20 protein-coding genes are annotated in these 18,404 nt (G+C 51.9%); 10 read left to right on the forward strand and 10 right to left on the reverse strand.

Annotated elements, in window-relative coordinates:
* The first annotated feature begins 748 nt into the window (after positions 1 to 748).
* From oppA to ACJBF3_RS05505, 6 genes are all read left to right on the forward strand, one after another.
* A complete protein-coding gene (gene oppA / locus ACJBF3_RS05480) occupies positions 749 to 2,380 on the forward strand; it encodes an oligopeptide ABC transporter substrate-binding protein OppA (RefSeq protein WP_045329412.1) in 1,632 nt (543 codons plus the stop codon).
* An 84-nt stretch (positions 2,381 to 2,464) separates the two neighbouring features.
* The gene (gene oppB / locus ACJBF3_RS05485; RefSeq protein ID WP_008502786.1) at positions 2,465 to 3,385 is read left to right on the forward strand and encodes an oligopeptide ABC transporter permease OppB; all 921 of its coding nucleotides are present in this window, start codon (positions 2,465 to 2,467) and stop codon (positions 3,383 to 3,385) included.
* A 12-nt stretch (positions 3,386 to 3,397) separates the two neighbouring features.
* Positions 3,398 to 4,306 (forward strand): oligopeptide ABC transporter permease OppC, encoded by a 909-nt coding sequence (oppC, locus tag ACJBF3_RS05490; RefSeq protein ID WP_008502787.1) that lies wholly within the window; start codon positions 3,398 to 3,400, stop codon positions 4,304 to 4,306.
* A gap of 11 nt (positions 4,307 to 4,317) precedes the next feature.
* A complete protein-coding gene (locus ACJBF3_RS05495; protein ID WP_045329410.1) occupies positions 4,318 to 5,331 on the forward strand; it encodes an ABC transporter ATP-binding protein in 1,014 nt (337 codons plus the stop codon).
* A complete protein-coding gene (oppF, locus tag ACJBF3_RS05500) occupies positions 5,328 to 6,332 on the forward strand; it encodes a murein tripeptide/oligopeptide ABC transporter ATP-binding protein OppF (protein WP_045329409.1) in 1,005 nt (334 codons plus the stop codon). Before ACJBF3_RS05495 ends, oppF begins: the two co-directional genes overlap by 4 nt.
* Before the next feature lie 14 nt (positions 6,333 to 6,346).
* Positions 6,347 to 7,216 (forward strand): ion transporter, encoded by an 870-nt coding sequence (locus ACJBF3_RS05505; RefSeq protein WP_045329408.1) that lies wholly within the window; start codon positions 6,347 to 6,349, stop codon positions 7,214 to 7,216.
* Positions 7,217 to 7,247: 31 nt separating this feature from the next.
* Here the strand turns inward: ACJBF3_RS05505 and ACJBF3_RS05510 are convergent, their stop codons facing one another.
* Positions 7,248 to 7,577, reverse strand: a complete 330-nt coding sequence (locus tag ACJBF3_RS05510) for an HI1450 family dsDNA-mimic protein (protein WP_006810881.1) — start codon at positions 7,575 to 7,577, stop codon at positions 7,248 to 7,250.
* A gap of 33 nt (positions 7,578 to 7,610) precedes the next feature.
* Complete coding sequence (gene cls / locus ACJBF3_RS05515) at positions 7,611 to 9,071, reverse strand: cardiolipin synthase (protein WP_008502791.1); 1,461 nt, start codon at positions 9,069 to 9,071, stop codon at positions 7,611 to 7,613.
* A 158-nt stretch (positions 9,072 to 9,229) separates the two neighbouring features.
* Between cls and ACJBF3_RS05520 the strand changes: the two genes are divergently transcribed.
* Together ACJBF3_RS05520 and leuE are read left to right on the forward strand one after the other, a co-directional pair.
* The gene (locus ACJBF3_RS05520) at positions 9,230 to 9,403 is read left to right on the forward strand and encodes a YciY family protein (protein ID WP_086379783.1); all 174 of its coding nucleotides are present in this window, start codon (positions 9,230 to 9,232) and stop codon (positions 9,401 to 9,403) included.
* Positions 9,404 to 9,511: 108 nt separating this feature from the next.
* Positions 9,512 to 10,147 (forward strand): leucine efflux protein LeuE, encoded by a 636-nt coding sequence (gene leuE / locus ACJBF3_RS05525; protein ID WP_045329407.1) that lies wholly within the window; start codon positions 9,512 to 9,514, stop codon positions 10,145 to 10,147.
* A 34-nt stretch (positions 10,148 to 10,181) separates the two neighbouring features.
* On the opposite strand, the gene ACJBF3_RS05530 is transcribed toward leuE, so the two are convergent.
* Complete coding sequence (locus tag ACJBF3_RS05530; protein ID WP_023327637.1) at positions 10,182 to 10,478, reverse strand: YciI family protein; 297 nt, start codon at positions 10,476 to 10,478, stop codon at positions 10,182 to 10,184.
* Between the two features lie 220 nt (positions 10,479 to 10,698).
* Here ACJBF3_RS05530 and tonB point away from each other — a divergent pair, with 220 nt between their 5' ends.
* Positions 10,699 to 11,421 carry a TonB system transport protein TonB gene (tonB, locus tag ACJBF3_RS05535; RefSeq protein ID WP_045329459.1) on the forward strand — a complete coding sequence of 241 codons (723 nt, stop codon included), beginning with the start codon at positions 10,699 to 10,701 and terminating at the stop codon, positions 11,419 to 11,421.
* Positions 11,422 to 11,459: 38 nt separating this feature from the next.
* Here tonB and yciA read toward each other — a convergent pair whose 3' ends face one another.
* The 4 genes from yciA to ACJBF3_RS05555 form a co-directional block, all read right to left on the reverse strand.
* The gene (yciA, locus tag ACJBF3_RS05540; RefSeq protein WP_008502796.1) at positions 11,460 to 11,855 is read right to left on the reverse strand and encodes an acyl-CoA thioester hydrolase YciA; all 396 of its coding nucleotides are present in this window, start codon (positions 11,853 to 11,855) and stop codon (positions 11,460 to 11,462) included.
* Between the two features lie 104 nt (positions 11,856 to 11,959).
* A complete protein-coding gene (locus ACJBF3_RS05545) occupies positions 11,960 to 12,499 on the reverse strand; it encodes a septation protein A (RefSeq protein WP_032647595.1) in 540 nt (179 codons plus the stop codon).
* A 56-nt stretch (positions 12,500 to 12,555) separates the two neighbouring features.
* Positions 12,556 to 13,299 carry a YciC family protein gene (locus ACJBF3_RS05550; protein WP_045329375.1) on the reverse strand — a complete coding sequence of 248 codons (744 nt, stop codon included), beginning with the start codon at positions 13,297 to 13,299 and terminating at the stop codon, positions 12,556 to 12,558.
* 25 nt (positions 13,300 to 13,324) lie between these two features.
* Entirely contained in the window at positions 13,325 to 13,729 is a 405-nt protein-coding gene (locus ACJBF3_RS05555) for a YkgJ family cysteine cluster protein (RefSeq protein ID WP_045329374.1), read from the reverse strand.
* Positions 13,730 to 14,011: 282 nt separating this feature from the next.
* On the opposite strand from ACJBF3_RS05555, the gene ompW reads away from it, so the two are divergent.
* Complete coding sequence (gene ompW / locus ACJBF3_RS05560) at positions 14,012 to 14,644, forward strand: outer membrane protein OmpW (RefSeq protein WP_045329373.1); 633 nt, start codon at positions 14,012 to 14,014, stop codon at positions 14,642 to 14,644.
* Between the two features lie 511 nt (positions 14,645 to 15,155).
* On the opposite strand, the gene yedF is transcribed toward ompW, so the two are convergent.
* The 3 genes from yedF to ACJBF3_RS05575 form a co-directional block, all read right to left on the reverse strand.
* Positions 15,156 to 15,389: a sulfurtransferase-like selenium metabolism protein YedF gene (yedF, locus tag ACJBF3_RS05565; RefSeq protein WP_003856774.1), complete on the reverse strand. Its 234-nt coding sequence runs from the start codon at positions 15,387 to 15,389 to the stop codon at positions 15,156 to 15,158.
* Positions 15,386 to 16,597, reverse strand: a complete 1,212-nt coding sequence (gene yedE / locus ACJBF3_RS05570) for a selenium metabolism membrane protein YedE/FdhT (protein ID WP_045329370.1) — start codon at positions 16,595 to 16,597, stop codon at positions 15,386 to 15,388. The genes yedF and yedE overlap by 4 nt, the downstream gene beginning before the upstream one ends.
* Before the next feature lie 420 nt (positions 16,598 to 17,017).
* The gene (locus ACJBF3_RS05575; protein ID WP_227658515.1) at positions 17,018 to 18,157 is read right to left on the reverse strand and encodes an acyltransferase; all 1,140 of its coding nucleotides are present in this window, start codon (positions 18,155 to 18,157) and stop codon (positions 17,018 to 17,020) included.
* Positions 18,158 to 18,404: the final 247 nt, after the last annotated feature.

Here is an 18,404-nt window from a genome sequence, read left to right on the forward strand (position 1 = left end):
GCGGCTCCGTTTTTTTTACGTCATTATCAGTAAATCCTATAACTAAAGTTGAAATGCTCACATATCATAATAAATTTTACTAATAATGTTCATTGCTTGTATTTCAATAAGTTATTAATTCCCCTCAAACCCGCCTGCGCATAAAACCTGCGATCGCTCTGTTATTTTACTCACATGATACTCTGGGGCTTGCTGAGAGATAACCGAAATGATATTAGTAATTTCAACATTCCCCTAGATGAATGTGCTAAATAATAACCAGTTGTTAAATTTTTGTACAAAAACACTCGATGATAGCGCAGCGACGCGCTTAGAGAGAAAAATCTCTCTATCTTATTGAATGTCATATTTTTTTTAGTGGCTTTCGATGTCCGGCAGGGCTGCCCTCAACGATGCGGTACTCACCGTAAAAGAGAATTGCTTAACAAATTTGCAAAATGTATTGGCGCGCGTTTACGCCATTTGATACTTTCCGGCCTACTATTTTGCAGCATAAAACAAGCAGATGAGAATTATTTTCATATGGTTCTCATCTCCTATATCCAGCGCAGGTCTCAAACAGGGGAGGCCTGTAAAGAATCGACGCAAGACGGCCATACGAGCGGTCAGTAATAAAAAAGTCGGTGATAGCAAGCAGTAAAAGAAGAACCTGACAGCAGCAAAAAAAACTCCTGCGCTGTACAGGCCCCAACAGGGGATTACACAGCTGGCGAAGGCCAGTCATTATAATGAGTGGAGTACGAACACAATGTCCATCATCACAAAAAAAAATCTGGTAGCGGCGGGGATTTTAACTGCGCTAATCGCGGGGAACGCTGCAATGGCTGCGGACGTTCCAGCAGGTGTTCAACTGGCGGAGAAGCAGACGCTGGTGCGTAACAACGGTGCGGAAGTTCAGTCTCTTGACCCGCACAAAATTGAAGGTGTTCCTGAGTCTAACGTTAACCGCGACCTGTTTGAAGGCCTGCTGGTGACTGACGTAGACGGCCACCCGGCGCCGGGTGTGGCAGAAAAATGGGAAAACAAAGATTTTAAAGTCTGGACCTTCCATCTGCGTAAAGATGCGAAATGGTCCGACGGTACGCCGGTCACGGCTGAAGATTTCGTTTATAGCTGGCAGCGTCTGGCGAATCCAACCACCGCCTCCCCGTATGCGAGCTACCTGCAATATGGCCATATTGCCAATATTGATGACATCATCGCGGGCAAAAAACCGGTCACCGATCTGGGCGTAAAAGCGATCGATGCCAATACCTTTGAAGTGACGTTGAGCGAACCTGTTCCGTACTTCTATAAGCTGCTGGTTCACCCGTCCGTTTCCCCGGTACCAAAATCCGCCGTAGAAAAATTTGGTGAAAAATGGACCCAGCCTGCCAATATCGTGACCAACGGTGCCTATAAGCTGAAAGACTGGGTGGTCAACGAACGTATGGTGCTTGACCGTAACCCACAGTATTGGGATAACGCCAAAACCGTCATTGACCAGGTGACCTATCTGCCAATTTCGTCCGAAGTGACTGACGTCAACCGCTACCGCAGCGGTGAAATCGACATGACCTATAACAACATGCCGATTGAGCTGTTCCAGAAACTGAAAAAAGAGATCCCTAAAGAAGTTCACGTCGATCCGTACCTGTGCACCTACTATTATGAAATCAACAACCAGAAAGCACCTTTCACCGACGTACGCGTTCGTACCGCGCTGAAGCTGGCGCTGGATCGCGATATCATCGTGAACAAGGTGAAAAACCAGGGCGATCTCCCGGCATATAGCTACACCCCACCTTACACTGATGGCGCAAAACTGACCGAGCCAGACTGGTTCAAACAGACGCAGGAACAGCGTAACGCGGAAGCGAAGAAACTGCTGGCCGAAGCGGGTTATACCGCAGATAAGCCGCTGACCTTCAGCCTGCTGTACAACACCTCCGATCTGCACAAAAAACTGGCCATCGCCGTTGCCTCGATCTGGAAAAAGAACCTGGGCGCGAACGTGAAGCTGGAGAACCAGGAGTGGAAAACCTTCCTCGACAGCCGTCATCAGGGCACCTTTGACGTGGCGCGTGCGGGCTGGTGTGCGGACTATAACGAACCGACCTCCTTCCTCAACACCATGCTGAGCGACAGCTCGAACAACACCGCGCACTATAAGAGCCCGGCGTTCGACAAGCTGATTGGCGACACGCTGAAAACCACTGACGAAGCACAGCGTACAGAACTGTACTCTAAAGCTGAGCAGCAGCTGGACAAAGATTCCGCGATCGTTCCGGTTTACTACTACGTTAACGCCCGTCTGGTGAAACCGTGGGTAGGTGGCTATACCGGTAAAGACCCGATGGATAATATCTACGTTAAAAACTTGTATATTATCAAGCATTAATGGCAATGAGTGGGGCGGGCGTGCTCGCCCCACGGTGTCTAACCAACGTCACATAATATAGGCACACGCCAGAAGGTACGGGCAATGTTGAAATTTATCCTACGTCGCTGTCTTGAAGCGATTCCAACGCTATTTATTCTCATCACGATTTCCTTCTTCATGATGCGCCTTGCGCCGGGAAGTCCATTCACCGGTGAGCGTACGCTGCCGCCAGAAGTCATGGCGAATATCGAAGCGAAATACCACTTAAACGATCCTATCTCCACTCAGTACTTCAATTACCTGAAGCAGCTGGCTCACGGCGATTTTGGACCGTCATTTAAATATAAAGACTATTCCGTTAACGACCTGGTGGCCTCCAGCTTCCCGGTTTCAGCTAAGTTGGGTGCTGCGGCATTCATTCTGGCCATCGTTTTCGGGGTCACCGCAGGCGTTATCGCCGCGCTCAGACAAAATACCAAATGGGATTATGCCGTAATGGGGGTGGCAATGACCGGGGTAGTGATACCCAGCTTCGTTGTCGCGCCATTGCTGGTGATGATATTTGCCATCACGCTGAAGTGGCTGCCGGGCGGCGGCTGGAACGGCGGGGCATTGAAGTTCATGATTTTGCCGATGGTGGCATTATCTCTGGCGTACATCGCCAGTATCGCGCGTATTACCCGTGGATCAATGATCGAAGTGCTGCACTCGAACTTCATTCGTACCGCGCGCGCGAAAGGGCTGCCGATGCGTCGGATTATCTTCCGCCACGCGCTTAAACCGGCGCTGTTGCCCGTGCTCTCCTACATGGGACCGGCATTCGTCGGGATCATCACTGGCTCGATGGTTATCGAAACAATCTACGGCCTGCCGGGCATTGGTCAGCTGTTTGTTAACGGCGCGCTCAACCGCGACTATTCGCTGGTGCTGAGCCTGACCATTCTTGTCGGCGCGCTCACCATTCTCTTTAACGCTATCGTCGATGTGCTGTATGCCGTCATCGATCCGAAAATCCGTTACTAACTGGAGCACGCCATGATGTTGAGTAAGAAAAACAGCGAGGCGCTGGAAAACTTCAGTGAAAAACTGGAAGTGGAAGGTCGTAGCCTCTGGCAGGACGCGCGCCGTCGCTTTATGCATAACAGGGCTGCGGTTGCCAGCCTGGTGGTTCTGGTCATCATCGCGCTGTTTGTTACCCTGGCGCCGATGCTGTCGCAGTTTACCTATTTCGACACCGACTGGGGCATGATGTCCAGCGCGCCGGATATGGAATCGGGCCACTATTTTGGCACGGACTCCTCGGGGCGCGATCTGCTGGTGCGTGTTGCTATCGGGGGGCGTATCTCGCTGATGGTCGGGATTGCTGCCGCGCTGGTGGCGGTGATCGTGGGGACGCTCTACGGCTCACTGTCCGGCTACCTTGGCGGTAAAGTGGACTCGGTGATGATGCGTCTGCTGGAAATCCTGAACTCCTTCCCGTTTATGTTCTTTGTCATCCTGCTGGTGACCTTCTTCGGTCAGAATATCCTGTTGATCTTCGTGGCCATCGGGATGGTTTCCTGGCTGGATATGGCGCGTATTGTTCGCGGCCAGACGCTGAGCCTTAAGCGCAAAGAGTTTATCGAAGCAGCCCAGGTCGGCGGCGTCTCTACCGGGAATATCGTGGTTCGCCATATCGTTCCTAACGTGCTGGGCGTGGTGGTGGTCTATGCCTCACTGCTGGTGCCAAGCATGATCCTGTTCGAGTCCTTCCTGAGCTTCCTCGGTCTGGGTACGCAAGAGCCGCTGAGCAGCTGGGGCGCGCTGCTGAGCGATGGCGCAAACTCAATGGAAGTGTCACCTTGGCTGCTGTTATACCCGGCGGGTTTCCTGGTCGTTACCCTGTTTTGTTTCAACTTTATCGGCGATGGCCTGCGTGATGCCCTCGACCCGAAAGACCGTTAAGGAGCGCCGTCATGACAATTATTGAAACGGCCACTGCGCCACAGGTGCAACAGCAGAATAACCTTCTGCTGGATGTGAAAGACCTCCGCGTGACCTTTAAGACGCCGGATGGGGATGTGACCGCCGTCAACGATCTTAACTTCAACCTGCGCGCGGGCGAAACGCTGGGGATCGTGGGTGAATCCGGCTCCGGAAAATCCCAGACCGCCTTTGCGTTAATGGGCCTTCTGGCCGCTAACGGTGTGATTGGCGGTTCTGCGAAATTCAACGGTCGTGAAATCCTCAACCTGCCGGAGCACGAGCTGAACAAGCTGCGCGCTGAGCAGATCTCGATGATTTTCCAGGATCCGATGACCTCACTGAACCCGTACATGCGCGTCGGTGAGCAGCTGATGGAAGTCCTGATGCTGCACAAAGGTCTGGGCAAAGCCGAAGCCTTTGAAGAGTCGGTTAAAATGCTGGATGCGGTGAAAATGCCGGAAGCGCGCAAGCGCATGCGCATGTTCCCGCACGAGTTTTCTGGCGGTATGCGTCAGCGCGTGATGATTGCGATGGCGCTGCTGTGTCGGCCAAAACTGCTGATTGCCGATGAACCCACCACCGCGCTGGACGTGACCGTTCAGGCGCAAATCATGACCCTGTTGAACGAGCTGAAGCGGGAGTTCAACACGGCGATTATCATGATCACCCACGACCTGGGCGTGGTGGCGGGCATCTGTGACAAAGTGCTGGTGATGTACGCCGGACGAACCATGGAATACGGCAAAGCGCGCGACGTGTTTTATCAGCCCGCGCACCCGTACTCGATTGGCCTGCTGAATGCGGTACCGCGTCTTGATGCGGAAGGGGAATCCCTGCTCACCATTCCGGGCAACCCGCCAAACCTGCTGCGCCTGCCAAAAGGCTGTCCGTTCCAGCCGCGCTGTCCGCACGCGATGGAAATCTGCAACAGCGCGCCGCCGCTGGAAGAGTTTGCACCAGGCCGTCTGCGCGCCTGCTTTAAGTCGCAGGAGGAGCTGGTATGAACGCATTAGACGAAAAACGCAACGTGCTGCTTGAAATCGCCGACCTTAAGGTGCATTTCGATATCAAAGACGGCAAACAGTGGTTCTGGCAGCCGCCGAAGACCCTGAAAGCGGTAGACGGCGTTACGCTGCGTCTGTATGAAGGGGAAACCCTGGGCGTGGTGGGCGAGTCCGGCTGCGGTAAATCAACCTTTGCGCGTGCGATTATCGGTCTGGTGAAAGCCACCGACGGTAAGGTGGCCTGGCTGGGTAAAGATCTGCTCGGCATGAAGCCCGACGAGTGGCGCGAGGTGCGTAGCGATATCCAGATGATTTTCCAGGATCCGCTGGCATCACTTAACCCGCGTATGACCATCGGCGAGATTATTGCCGAGCCGCTGCGCACCTATCATCCAAAGATGTCTCGTCAGGAAGTGCGCGACCGCGTGAAGGCGATGATGCTGAAAGTCGGCCTGTTGCCTAACCTTATCAACCGCTATCCGCATGAGTTTTCCGGCGGTCAGTGCCAGCGTATCGGTATTGCCCGTGCGCTGATCCTCGAACCGAAGCTGATTATCTGCGATGAGCCGGTTTCCGCGCTCGACGTGTCCATTCAGGCACAGGTGGTTAACCTCCTGCAGAAGCTGCAGCGCGAAATGGGGCTGTCGCTGATCTTCATCGCGCACGATCTGGCCGTGGTGAAGCACATCTCTGACCGCGTGCTGGTGATGTACCTGGGTCATGCCGTGGAGCTGGGTACCTACGATGAGGTGTACCACAATCCACTGCATCCTTACACCAGAGCGCTGATGTCGGCGGTGCCGATCCCCGATCCCGATCTGGAAAAGAATAAGACCATCCAGCTTCTGGAAGGGGAATTGCCTTCCCCGATTAACCCACCGTCAGGCTGCGTGTTCCGCACGCGCTGCCCGATGGCCGGGCCGGAATGTGCGAAAACGCGACCGGTTCTGGAAGGCAGTTTCCGACATGCGGTTTCCTGCCTGAAAGTAGACCCGTTATAATCGCAAGGGCTGACATGATGTCAGCCCTTATTATTTGCGAGGTTACTGTGTCGCGTTTATTCACGTCTGCCCGTCGGCGGCTCTATCATTTTTTATTCGATCCTGAAACGGTATCCGGGCGACGCTTCGAAGGTCTTTGCGGTTTATTCGCGCTCCTCAGCGTGGTGGTCATCTTTATCGAGTCAGGTGCCGGGACGCAATACCATCTGACGTACGACGAATGGCATATCTTCGTCTGGCTTGAGCTGGCGATTACCCTGGTCTTTACCGTCGAATATCTCCTCAGAGTAATAGCCTGGCCCAATCCGGCCCGATATGTTTTCAGCTTCTGGGGATTTATCGATTTAGCCACCATCCTGCCGCTCTATGTGATGTGGCTGTGGCCGGAGATTAGCCTGAGCTATGTCTTTGCCTGGCGAGCGATGCGCGTGATTCGCGTATTACGTATTCTGAAATTACTGCGTTTTATGCCGTCATTACGCGTGTTCTGGAGCGCGATCGTCAGCGCGCGGCATCAGCTTATTCTGTTCTACTCGTTTATTGCCATCGTCATGATTGTTTTTGGCGCGCTGATGTATTTAATTGAGGGGCCAAAATATGGCTTTACGACCCTCAACGCGTCCGTCTACTGGGCCATTGTGACCGTCACCACCGTGGGGTACGGCGATATCACGCCCCATACGCCGCTGGGCCGCATTGTGGCCTCGGTGCTGATACTGATTGGCTATTCGGTGATTGCCATTCCGACCGGGCTTATTACCACGCACATGAGCAGCGCATTTCAAAGCCGCAAACAGCTGCGCAAATGTCCTCATTGCCAGCAGGGCGAACATGAACACGACGCGCGCTTTTGTCACCGCTGTGGCAGCGAATTGCCGGAGTAAATAAAAAAGGCTGCAATCGCAGCCTTTTTTATTATTCGCGCCAGAGTATATGGCACAGCTTATGGTCTTTCTCACGACACAGCAGGACGCGCGCGAAGATATCGTTGATTTCGCCGCCATCTTCATCGGCCAGCCCAATCACCACTTCGGCAAAGAAGTCAGGATTCAGGTCGAAGTCCACGTGCTCAGCCCAGTCTTCTGAAGGGTCGAACAATTCGGCGCCGCCGCGCTCTTCGAACTGCAGATTGAAGAGGATCACGTCTGCGGGATCGAGGTTATCAACCGCCAGTTCGAGAAAAATGTCGTAGGCCTGCTCGAGCGTTTCGTCTTCGGTCAGGCGATTGTTCAGATCCATTTCCATGATGACTACCTGTTTAACATCGTTGGGCACGTTTTACAGCAACGGACTAAAGAAGTAAAACAGTCGTTCAGCAATTCTCTGCCACAGCGGACGTTTTACCCACAGTCTGGCATCCAGCAGCCGCGAACGGGAGATATAGTCATCCTGTACCGCCGCGAGGTCACCGCCAAAACCGGCGTCATCAATCACCAGCGTGATTTCAAAGTTGAGCCACAGGCTGCGCATATCCAGGTTGACCGTGCCCACAAGGCTCAGCTCACCGTCAACGAGAACGCTCTTGGTATGGAGCAATCCGCCTTCAAACTGGTAAATTTTCACTCCTGCGGCCAGCAGTTCGCTAAAGAATGCCCGGCTGGCCCAGCCCACCAGAAGGGAGTCATTTTTACGCGGCAGAATGATACTCACATCGACGCCGCGCTGCGCCGCGGTACAGATCGCGTGCAGGAGATCATCGCTGGGAACAAAGTAGGGCGTCGTCATGATCAGATATTCACGCGCCGAGTAGGTTGCCGTCAGCAGCGCCTGATGGATCAAATCTTCCGGGAAGCCCGGCCCGGAGGCAATGGTATGAATGGTGTGACCGCTGGCCTCTTCAAACGGCATAATATTGCCGTCCGGCGGGGGCGGCAGGATACGCTTGCCGGTCTCAATCTCCCAGTCGCAGGAGTAGACGATGCCCATTGAGGTGGCAATCGGCCCCTCCATTCGCGCCATCAAATCAACCCATTGCCCTACGCCCGAGTCCTGTTTGAAGAAGCGCGGGTCAACCATGTTCATACTGCCGGTGTAGGCAATATAGTTATCGATCATGATCATTTTGCGATGCTGACGGAGGTCCATCCGGCGCAGAAACACGCGCAGGAGATTCACCTTCAGCGCCTCAACCACTTCGATCCCGGCATTGCGCATCATGCCCGCCCAGGGGCTACGGAAAAATGCCACGCTACCCGCAGAGTCAAGCATCAGGCGGCAATGAATACCGCGTCGCGCGGCCGCCATCAGCGACTCAGCGACCTGGTCAGCCATCCCGCCGGGCTGCCAGATGTAAAAAACCATCTCAATATTATGCCGCGCCAGCTGAATATCGCGGATTAACGCCTGCATAACGTCGTCGGACGAGGTCAGCAGCTGCAGCTGATTGCCCTTAACGCCGCCAATTCCCTGACGGCGCTCGCACAGCTTAAACAGTGACGAGGCAACGCTGCTGTTCTCCTCGGCAAAAATATGTTTGCAGGCTTTAAGGTCGTTCAGCCACTTCGCGGTAGAAGGCCACATGGCGCGGGCGCGCTCGGCGCGGCGTTTACCCAGATGAAGCTCACCGAAAGAGAGATAGGCAATAATTCCCACCAGCGGGAGAATGTAAATGATCAGAAGCCAGGCCATGGCAGAGGGTACGGCTCTGCGCTTCATCAGGATGCGTAAGGTCACACCCGCGATTAACAGCCAGTATCCCAGAATGACCAGCCAACTCACCACGGTGTAGAAGGTTGTCATAGGTAAAAAAATCCTTTTGAAAGCGTATTGTTATGAGTGTACGCATCAGGATTCATCTGGCAAATAAAAACGCCAGGTAAAAGCGCTGGTTTGCCGCCGGGTTGGGTTTATAATGGCCTTTCTTTTAGAGAAGAAGTGTTAGAGAAAGAGTTGTAGACATGAAGCGCAGTAGAACTGAAGTAGGGCGCTGGCGCATGTTGCGACAGGTGAGTCGTCGCAAGGCTCGTTGGCTGGAAGCACAATCCCGCCGCAATATGCGTATTCACGCCATCAGAAAATGTGGATTGACCCGGCACCGCAACGCGTTGCTGTTCGCAGTCCAGGATATCTGAAACCATGAGGGCACCGTAATGGTGCCCGCTGATTTTTTAGCGTCTGATTTTTAGGGAATAGCGTATTTGCAGCGTTGTTTCTGTTGTGTTTTGCAAAAGGAGGGAGAAGTGTTTGCGGAGTTTGGTGTACTGAATTTCTGGACGTACGTTGTCGGCGCATTTTTTATCGTGCTGGTACCGGGGCCGAATACCCTGTTTGTGCTCAAAACCGGGATCGGTCACGGCGTTAAAAAAGGGTATCTTGCCGCCACGGGCGTATTTATCGGTGATGCGGTGCTGATGTTTCTGGCCTGGGCGGGCGTTGCGGCCTTAATCCAGACCACGCCGGTGCTGTTTAATATCGTGCGCTATCTCGGGGCTTTCTATCTGCTCTGGCTGGGGGGGAAAATGCTCTGGTCGGTGGTGAACCGTCAAAAGAACGCTCATGAAAGCGGCCCCGAACCTGCCAGCATGATCATGAAGCGTTCGCTGGTGTTAAGCCTGACCAATCCCAAAGCGATTCTGTTCTACGTCTCGTTCTTCGTTCAGTTCATTGATGTGAATGCGGAGAGCACCGGCACTTCTTTCCTGATCCTCGCGACGACGCTGGAGTTGATCAGCTTTATGTACATGAGCTTCCTGATCTTCTCCGGTGCGTTTGTCACGCGTTATCTAAAAACGAAAAAGAAACTGGCAAAGCTGGGGAACGGGCTAATAGGGCTGCTGTTCGTTGGGTTTGCGGCGCGACTGGCGTCGCTGCATTGATGTGAAAAAAGGCTCCTGCGGGAGCCTTTTTACATCAAAACACTTTCTTATACGGTCTGACCGTCACCTTCGCATACACCCCTGCGGCAACATACGGGTCTGCATCGGCCCACGCCTGAGCGGCTTCCTGAGATTCAAACTCGGCGATAACGGTGGAACCGGCAAAACCGGCTGCGCCCGGGTCGTTGCTGTCTACTGCAGGCATGGGGCCGGCGGTCAGTAAACGGCCTTCATCCTGGAGCAGCTGCAAACGCGCCAGGTGAGCAGGGCGGACAGACTGGCGTTTCTCAAGTGAATCAGCAACATCTTCAGAGTAAATCACGTAAAACACGGCGAAGCTCCTTAACCGGTAAAAGTGTCAGCTACGTTATGTGAAAGGGCATACGGCTGCAATGTAAAATAAAAACAATGTTAATACCCTGATCTGACTGCGCCTTTTTTGGCCTCTCTGGCGCTAAAGTTGCGCCAGAACAAAGTGTCTTATTGAATATGATTGCTATTTGCATTTAAAATCAGGGTTCGGTTTTTTAACGTTGATGATTATGACTTCGATGACCCTTGATTTACCTCGCCGCTTTCCCTGGCCGACGCTGCTTTCTGTCGTGATTCACGGTGCCGTTGTGGCGGGTCTGCTGTATACCTCGGTTCATCAGGTTATTGAAATGCCCGCGCCCGCGCAGCCGATTTCCGTGACGATGGTTTCGCCAGCGGATCTCGAACCGCCGCAGGTTGCTCCTCCACCGCCACAGCCGGTGGCTGAACCGGAGCCAGAACCCGAGCCCGTTCCTGAACCACCGAAGGAAGCGCCGGTGGTGATCCACAAACCTGAACCGAAGCCAAAACCCAAGCCGAAGCCAAAGCCGGTGAAGAAGGTTGAGGAGCGTCCGAAACGCGAGGAACGTCCGGTTGAACCACGAGCGACTCAGCCGGTAGAAAATGCAGCGCCTTCACGTCCGGTGATGAACAATACGGCAACGACGTCAAAGCCAACAGTTACCGCGCCTTCGGGCCCGCGCGCCGTAAGCCGCAACCAGCCTCAGTATCCGGCGCGAGCCCAGGCCTTACGTATTGAAGGCCGCGTACGGGTGAAATTTGACGTGACCGCGGATGGGCGAGTGGATAACGTGGAAATCTTGTCTGCGCAACCTTCTAATATGTTTGAGCGCGAAGTGAAATCTGCCATGCGCAGGTGGCGCTATGAGCCGGGCAAGCCGGGCAGCGGATTGATCGTCAATATCGTTTTCCGCCTGAACGGCGGGGCGCAGATGGAATAAAAGAAGCCTCCGAAAGGAGGCTTTTTTTTGCCTGTCGATCAGGCCTGCGGGAGTTGACGAGGTTTACCCTCGCTGTCCACTGCGACGTAAATAAACAGCGCTTCAGTGGCCTTATAACGCTGCCCAATAGGTTCAGAAGAGACTTTCTTCACCCAGACTTCGATGTTGATTGAAATAGAGGTGTTGCCGCGCTTGACGCAGCGTGCGTAGCAGCAAACCACATCGCCCACCGCAACCGGGCGCAGAAAGGTCATGCCGTCCACTCTCACGGTCACCACGCGTCCGTGAGCAATCTCTTTTGCCAGAATTGCGCCGCCCATATCCATCTGCGACATCAGCCAGCCGCCAAAAATATCGCCATTGGCATTGGTGTCAGCGGGCATTGCCAGTGTGCGTAAAACCAGTTCGCCCTGCGGGGCGTTAGTTGTTGTCATTGTTTTAACTCGTAACGGAAGACTTCAGGCGGGATGCTACTATGATTCGCGTGCGGAGAGAATAGACCAGAACGTCTGTCGTTGACGTTCCGGTCAGTCATTAATCAGTGCTTGTCATCCTGCGGCATGTGGCGGTAGATATATACGCCGCTTAACAGCGTGAAGATAAGGGTCAGCGCGGTCAGGCCGAAGACCTTGAAGTTGACCCAGATATTCTGCGGCAGCCAGAAGGCGATATAGATATTGGCAAGACCGCAAAGAATAAAGAAGACCGCCCAGGCAATATTCAGACGGGACCAGACGTGTTGCGGCAGCGTCAGCTCTTTGCCCAGCATGCGCTGGATCAGCGGCTTTTTCATCACCCACTGGCTGATTAACAGTGCGCCCGCAAACAACGCGTAAATGACGGTCACTTTCCACTTGATAAATTCATCGTTATGGAAGAAAAGCGTCAGTCCGCCGAACACGGCGACCAGCACGAAGGTGACCAGCGCCATTTTTTCGACTTTACGATAGCGAACCCAGCTGTAGATCAGCACCACAGCGGTGGCAACGATCAGCGCCGTGGTCGCCGCATAAATGTCATACAGCTTATAAAACGCGAAAAAGACCACGAGCGGTAAAAAATCAAGAAACTGCTTCATTCTGTGATTCCATCTTTTGAGCGGGGCGGGTGGCAATAATGCCCCCCGCCTCAGGATTACTGACGAATTAACATATACAGGCGGAACAGATAGACCAGCAGTACCGCTGAAATCAGATTGCTCAGCGTATTCGCCACGACCGCGCCAACATTTGGCGTTAATACCGCAAAATTCGGCGCAAACAGCAGCAGGAGCGTTTTGGCAAGCAGCCAGCCGATCACGGCAGGCGCCACCAGACGCATATTAGCCCATGCCAGTCTGATACTGCTGCGCATCGCGGTAAAAATCCCCATCTTATCCTGCACGACCATCACCGGCGCAAAGGAGAGCACGATTGCCAGTAATACGCCCGGCACCACGACCAGCATAATGCCCATCTGCACCAGCAGGGTGGTTAAAAAAATCAGGATAAACAGCTTAGGTAAGACCGGCGCGCTGGCACCAATCGCCCGCAAGGCGCTAATCCGTTGACCCGCCGATACCAGCTGAATCATCAGTAAAACGCCGCCAGCCAGAACCGCATTTCCAATCAGACCGGAGAACGTGGACGCGGCAGAGGCGCGCAGCAATATCTGTTGCTGCTCCGGCGTCATGTTTTGCACCAGTTCAAATAGCCCCACGCTTCCGGCCAGGTGATCGCCCTGGCTCAGACTGGCAATCTGTTCTTCACTCGGTGAGAAGGCATGGCCCAGCACCACCGTGATAAAGGCACATAGCAGCGCGATCAGTAAAAAGGTAATGAACTGATTGCGGAAAAAGTTTCCCGTGTCACGGTAGACAGACTTCGCCGTGATAGACATGCACTCTCCTTGAGTATTGCAGGTGTTAATTAGCCGGCAATTGTACACCGGATGCACCTGCTGTGGCAGCATCAAGGCTTGTATGGAAAAGCATATCTTTGTAAAGCGGCGGTAATCCAACGCGCGCGCGGGCGCGATTGCAGGCTTCGTTGACCTGCCCATCCTCCCCCGACATGGCAAATTCCCGGCACGGGCTGGGGCGATTCTCATAGATGGAACATCGGGTAGACACCCCCGGCTCACCCTGCAGCGCGACGCAGCGGGCCTGCTTTTGGTTCGTGCCGCTCATGCAGCGCAAAAAGGGTGTCAACGGCTCGGTGAGATGAACCGGAACGGTACCGCCGCCATCGCTGGCTTCGGCCCAGTAGAAAGAGACTCGAAAATACGCACAACAGGCTCCGCACGTCATGCACGGGTTAATATCACTCATGGCACACCTGCAAAAGAAGAACGCATCAAATCAACTTGTGAGAGCGATAAATTAGCCAGCCGCCAGAGGAAGAGCAAGAGGGGAAAAAGGGAAAATTTTGTAACCGCGAAATGCTAAAAATTGACATGGAAACAACTTATTGTTTTTGGATGCGCCACAAAAAATTAACCCAGATCAATGAATGTTAAGTTACTGGTTTTAATGTGATCTGTGGCAGATCACTTATTACTCTTTTGTGAGTATATTCTCATCCGCGATTAAAACCACAACGATGGAGCGGATATGAAAAAATTAGCGGTGGCAGCCCTTGTATTAAGCAGTCTCTCTGGTGGCGCGTATGCGCATGAAGCAGGCGAGTTCTTTATTCGTGCCGGTTCGGCTACGGCTCGCCCGACGGAAGGATCGGATAACGTGCTGGGAATGGGCGGTTTTAACGTCAGTAACAACACCCAGTTAGGTTTAACATTCACCTATATGGCGACGGATAACGTGGGTGTCGAGCTTCTGGCGGCAACGCCGTTCCGTCATCGCGTGGGTCTCGGGCCGACCGGTGATATCGCCACGGTTCACCATTTACCGCCAACGCTGATGGCGCAATGGTACTTTGGCGACGCAAACAGCAAGGTGCGTCCTTATATTGGCGCCGGTGTGAACTACACCACCTTCTTTGATGAGAAGTTTAACGATACCGGTAAAGCGGCCGGTCTGACTGACCTCAGCCTGAAAGATTCGTGGGGGATGGCAGGGCAGGTCGGTCTGGATTATTTGATTAACCGCGACTGGCTAATCAACGCCTCGGTCTGGTACATGGATATTGATACGGACGTACGCTTCAAGGCGGGCGGGCAACAGCAAAGCATCAATACTCGTCTGGATCCGTGGGTATTTATGTTCTCTGCGGGCTATCGTTTCTAATCCCCCAGCTAAACTGGCCACGCGGTGGCCAGTTTGCATTGCACTCTTCAGAACGACGGATAAACCGGTCGTTCGTCCAGCTTAAGGCAGTGCCTCAGTCGCGTTTCCCCATCATATAAATAGCTGAATGCGTCGCTGGTTACGGAATGGAACAGAATATCACCGTTGGCAAACGGGATAATTTCGGTGTCCCCCGCGCGCTTGTGTCCCGCCCCGGTTTCAAAATGATCTCGCCAGCGTTCCTGCGTATGGTCGTATACGTGCAGAATAACCTCAACAAGTCCTCTTTCAGGACAGTTAAGCCGCAGAAAGGTTGAAGAGAAATTCAGGGGCAGCGCGTGAAAGGGAATCAGTAAGGCGAAAAACAGTAAAGCTCGTAAATACATCAAACCGCAAAAACCTCATTCAAAAGAGAAATGAGATTTTACTTAAGTCAGGCCTGAGGGCTTTGCCCTGGATCAAGACGTCTTATAATTCAATACGATAAAGGCCCCTGACGAGGCCTTAACGATCATTTCTGAATCAAATAGCGAATGGTTGGCCCGTCCTGCTGGATATCCAGCACAGTATAACCGTGGTTTTTCGCATCCAGCGGAATGTTGTTGATGGACTGCGGGCAGTCGCTCACCACTTCCAGAATTTCCCCTTTTTTGAGCTGTGGAAGCGCTTCAAGGGTAGCCACTGCCGGATAAGGGCAAGGCTCACCGACCATATCGAGGCGATAGTCAGGTACGATCTCTTTCATGCAGCGTTCTCCTGCGTTTCAGTTTTGAGGTTTGCGCGACGGAAGAAACGTTTCTCCTGCGCGACAACCAGTAAAAAAGCAACCAGCAGCAGGGCATAGGTGACCAGCAGGCCGCCGAGGGGACCGAAGGTGCTTAGCAGATTGACCTTATCCCAGCTCGTGGCCAGCACCGGAGAAACATCATCCCAGAAGTAGGCCAGGATCGTCGAGCCGATAACATTTCCCAGCCCTACCCACCAGTAATGCACCTGACCTTCAACGGCACGGTACATCCAGCCGGTTTCACACCCACCGGCCAGCACAATCCCGAAGCCAAACAGCAGGCCGCCAATCACCGCATTTGGACCGGCCCACATGATTTTCGGTTCGACGCCCAGCTGGACATAGCTGAAGATGCCGATGGCGCTGACCGCCAACCCGGCGATAATCGCCTTCGCCATCATCGTTCGGCCGGTGATCCACATATCGCGAAACGCGGAGGTAAAGCAGATCTGCGCGCGCTCAATGAGCAGACCAAACCCCACGCCGAACAGCATCGCCAGGCCGAGTTTAGGCTGGTTCAGAGCCGTGCACAGCGCCCATGCCACCATGGCGAAAAAGACCAGCATCCCGAGACGGAAACGGCGGCGTGCCTGAGAGGGCTTCTGGGTTAACGGAGACGCGGCGCTGACCCTGGTCATTTTTACCGGAATGCGGAACAGCGGCAGCAGGGTGAATTTTGCACCAAAATAAGAGCCGATGGCCGTAGCGACAGCAAAGAACCAGGCGTGAAGCGAAAACTGCGGGATCCCGGTAAAGAAGGCAGCCAGGTTACACCCCATCGCCAGACGGGCACCAAACCCGGCAATGATACCGCCAACCACCGCCTGCATAATGCGAATACGGCTTTTGGGCATACGCAGCTTAACGTTGTTTGCCCAAAGCGCTGCCGCGAAACAGCCGCCGAACATACCGATGATCATCATCCCGTCGATGCGGGTGAGCGGCGTGCCGTCCAGATGAATAAGTTTAAAGTAACCCCACTCTTCGGCATGAACGCCGGCGAGCTGCAGTAACTGACCACCCCAGCGGGTAAACTCGCCGGTCACGGCCCAGAAGGTGTCGGTGATGCCGAAATAATATGTAGAGAGAATGCCTGCCGCGATAACGGCCGGGACGGGGGACCAGAACTTAACAAGGTAAGTCTGCTTGAAGGATTGCCATGACATGAATAAGCCTCTGAACTCAGAAGGTGTATGTTGAATTAAAGGACTGGAATATATAATTTTTTTCTTTCTAAAACACTTTTCTAATACTTTCCTCCTGAATATCTCTCTTTTTTATGACCTTAATCAATAAATAGCGCTTTTCACCGGATGGAAACACAATCTGGAATGAAGATAGCAAGCGCCATCCATTGCTTACCACGATCATTCGATGACTATGTTAATTGTGGAATATGTTGAGTTTATCCCACTGATGAAATGCATTCTTTTACAATCAGCAGGGATGGTAGGTGGTTTTTAATTATAATCATAAACATCTATACAGTGCATAATTATTAATATATTACATCATGTGTAGAAGAATTGGAAAAGAAATGATGTTGCATGGAGATAGAATTCCCGGCGCGAAAGCGCCGGAAATGATTACCTGCTATAAACTTTTTTGATAAGACTGCTAAAACTCATTCGTTTTATAAACGGCCGTTCAATAAAGTGATAAGTGGCTGAGGAGATGAGACATATTGCCAAGTAACATAGAACCAAAGTCACAAAAGTACGTACATTTAACTCAAATTTATTATTTGCTTGGAAATGAAGTATTACAGGGAATAAGATCAATCCTTGTGTTAGATACAGGCTATAACTTATTGCGCCAAGGCGAATGGCTGCCTTGGTGATTAAGAATCCAAATAGATTCGCACCTGAAACTACAGAAAAGAATATAATGCAGAGAAAAAATTTCTCAGGTGAGCCGTAAAGGGTAGGTTGCGCTAACATTGTTATAATTATCATGAGTGCCAATAAGGCGTTAGCTGTTTTTTTTGTTATGATTATTCTATCCTTAATTTCACTACATAACATTCCACCGAAGAAATACGACCATAAATATGCATCGTTAGTAAAGCCAGGAAGAAAGTATAACGAGAAAGCAAAAAGAGAAATAGTTAATTCGAATGACCATTTTTTGAAAATAAATAACAGCGGGAGAGTAAAGTAGAAAATCCACTCCCAACGCAGGGTCCACGTCACCCCAGCCAGGGCCATAAAAGAATATTGGAATGATGTAACAGGTGGTTTGTAATTCCAGAGCCCCACATCAAACCAGGAAAGCGCGTTTGTTACTACGCTTATAGAAAATTCGTTACGTTCCGTTAAAAAGAAAAGTAAACCTAGCGCAGCTAAAGTGCAAAATATTGATAAAGGTGCAATTCGGTAAAGCCGTTTTTTATATAGATCAACCCAGTTAACTTCATTTGCTTTTCTGATTTTACCCCAAAACAAAAAAGCTGTAATCATAAAGAATAGAGCCACACCATATTTTCCCATGTAAAGCAATAAGTCCGATGTGGGAGCCCAGTTGCCTTTGGTTATATACGTATAAGCACAGTCCATATGATGGAATATCACAAATGAGGCAAGAACATACCTAATTCCATCCATACTGTTTGATCTTGCTGGATCAGTATCTTCATCTATGAATTTGAATACTGGCAGGCTAAAGATCGCTATTGCCAACGTTAAGCATATTAGAACTAGGGGAATCGAAAAATATAGATCCATCATCAAACCTTACAAATATTAATATATAATGGAATGTAGGGCACTACCTAACCCGTCAGCCATTCTATCACTGCTCAAAACAATCGTCGAGATAACATATTTTATTGATCTTAAGTTAAATTGGTGAGCATTTAATCTTTCGGCTTTTAAAATTCCCAAAAGTGCACCTAAAATTATGTCAAATACATTTATCAGTGGATATTGCATACCAGGCTACTAACTCGTCACCTCCTTTTAAGTCTACTTCCCG

The sequence above is a fragment of the Enterobacter sp. PP-008-ECC_S150 genome, from assembly GCF_045257065.1.
Taxonomy (GTDB): Bacteria; Pseudomonadota; Gammaproteobacteria; order Enterobacterales; family Enterobacteriaceae; genus Enterobacter; species Enterobacter chengduensis.

Bases quoted from the DNA above. Each gene is read 5' to 3' on its own strand.
- oppA (WP_045329412.1), top strand. From the start codon at position 749: ATGTCCATCATCACAAAAAAAAATCTGGTAGCGGCGGGGATTTTAACT.
- oppB (WP_008502786.1), top strand. From the start codon at position 2,465: ATGTTGAAATTTATCCTACGTCGCTGTCTTGAAGCGATTCCAACGCTA.
- oppC (WP_008502787.1), top strand. From the start codon at position 3,398: ATGATGTTGAGTAAGAAAAACAGCGAGGCGCTGGAAAACTTCAGTGAA.
- ACJBF3_RS05495 (WP_045329410.1), top strand. From the start codon at position 4,318: ATGACAATTATTGAAACGGCCACTGCGCCACAGGTGCAACAGCAGAAT.
- oppF (WP_045329409.1), top strand. From the start codon at position 5,328: ATGAACGCATTAGACGAAAAACGCAACGTGCTGCTTGAAATCGCCGAC.
- ACJBF3_RS05505 (WP_045329408.1), top strand. From the start codon at position 6,347: ATGATGTCAGCCCTTATTATTTGCGAGGTTACTGTGTCGCGTTTATTC.
- ACJBF3_RS05510 (WP_006810881.1), bottom strand. From the start codon at position 7,577: ATGGAAATGGATCTGAACAATCGCCTGACCGAAGACGAAACGCTCGAG.
- cls (WP_008502791.1), bottom strand. From the start codon at position 9,071: ATGACAACCTTCTACACCGTGGTGAGTTGGCTGGTCATTCTGGGATAC.
- ACJBF3_RS05520 (WP_086379783.1), top strand. From the start codon at position 9,230: ATGAAGCGCAGTAGAACTGAAGTAGGGCGCTGGCGCATGTTGCGACAG.
- tonB (WP_045329459.1), top strand. From the start codon at position 10,699: ATGACCCTTGATTTACCTCGCCGCTTTCCCTGGCCGACGCTGCTTTCT.
- yciA (WP_008502796.1), bottom strand. From the start codon at position 11,855: ATGACAACAACTAACGCCCCGCAGGGCGAACTGGTTTTACGCACACTG.
- ACJBF3_RS05545 (WP_032647595.1), bottom strand. From the start codon at position 12,499: ATGAAGCAGTTTCTTGATTTTTTACCGCTCGTGGTCTTTTTCGCGTTT.
- ACJBF3_RS05550 (WP_045329375.1), bottom strand. From the start codon at position 13,299: ATGTCTATCACGGCGAAGTCTGTCTACCGTGACACGGGAAACTTTTTC.
- ACJBF3_RS05555 (WP_045329374.1), bottom strand. From the start codon at position 13,729: ATGAGTGATATTAACCCGTGCATGACGTGCGGAGCCTGTTGTGCGTAT.
- ompW (WP_045329373.1), top strand. From the start codon at position 14,012: ATGAAAAAATTAGCGGTGGCAGCCCTTGTATTAAGCAGTCTCTCTGGT.
- yedF (WP_003856774.1), bottom strand. From the start codon at position 15,389: ATGAAAGAGATCGTACCTGACTATCGCCTCGATATGGTCGGTGAGCCT.
- yedE (WP_045329370.1), bottom strand. From the start codon at position 16,597: ATGTCATGGCAATCCTTCAAGCAGACTTACCTTGTTAAGTTCTGGTCC.
- ACJBF3_RS05575 (WP_227658515.1), bottom strand. From the start codon at position 18,157: ATGATGGATCTATATTTTTCGATTCCCCTAGTTCTAATATGCTTAACG.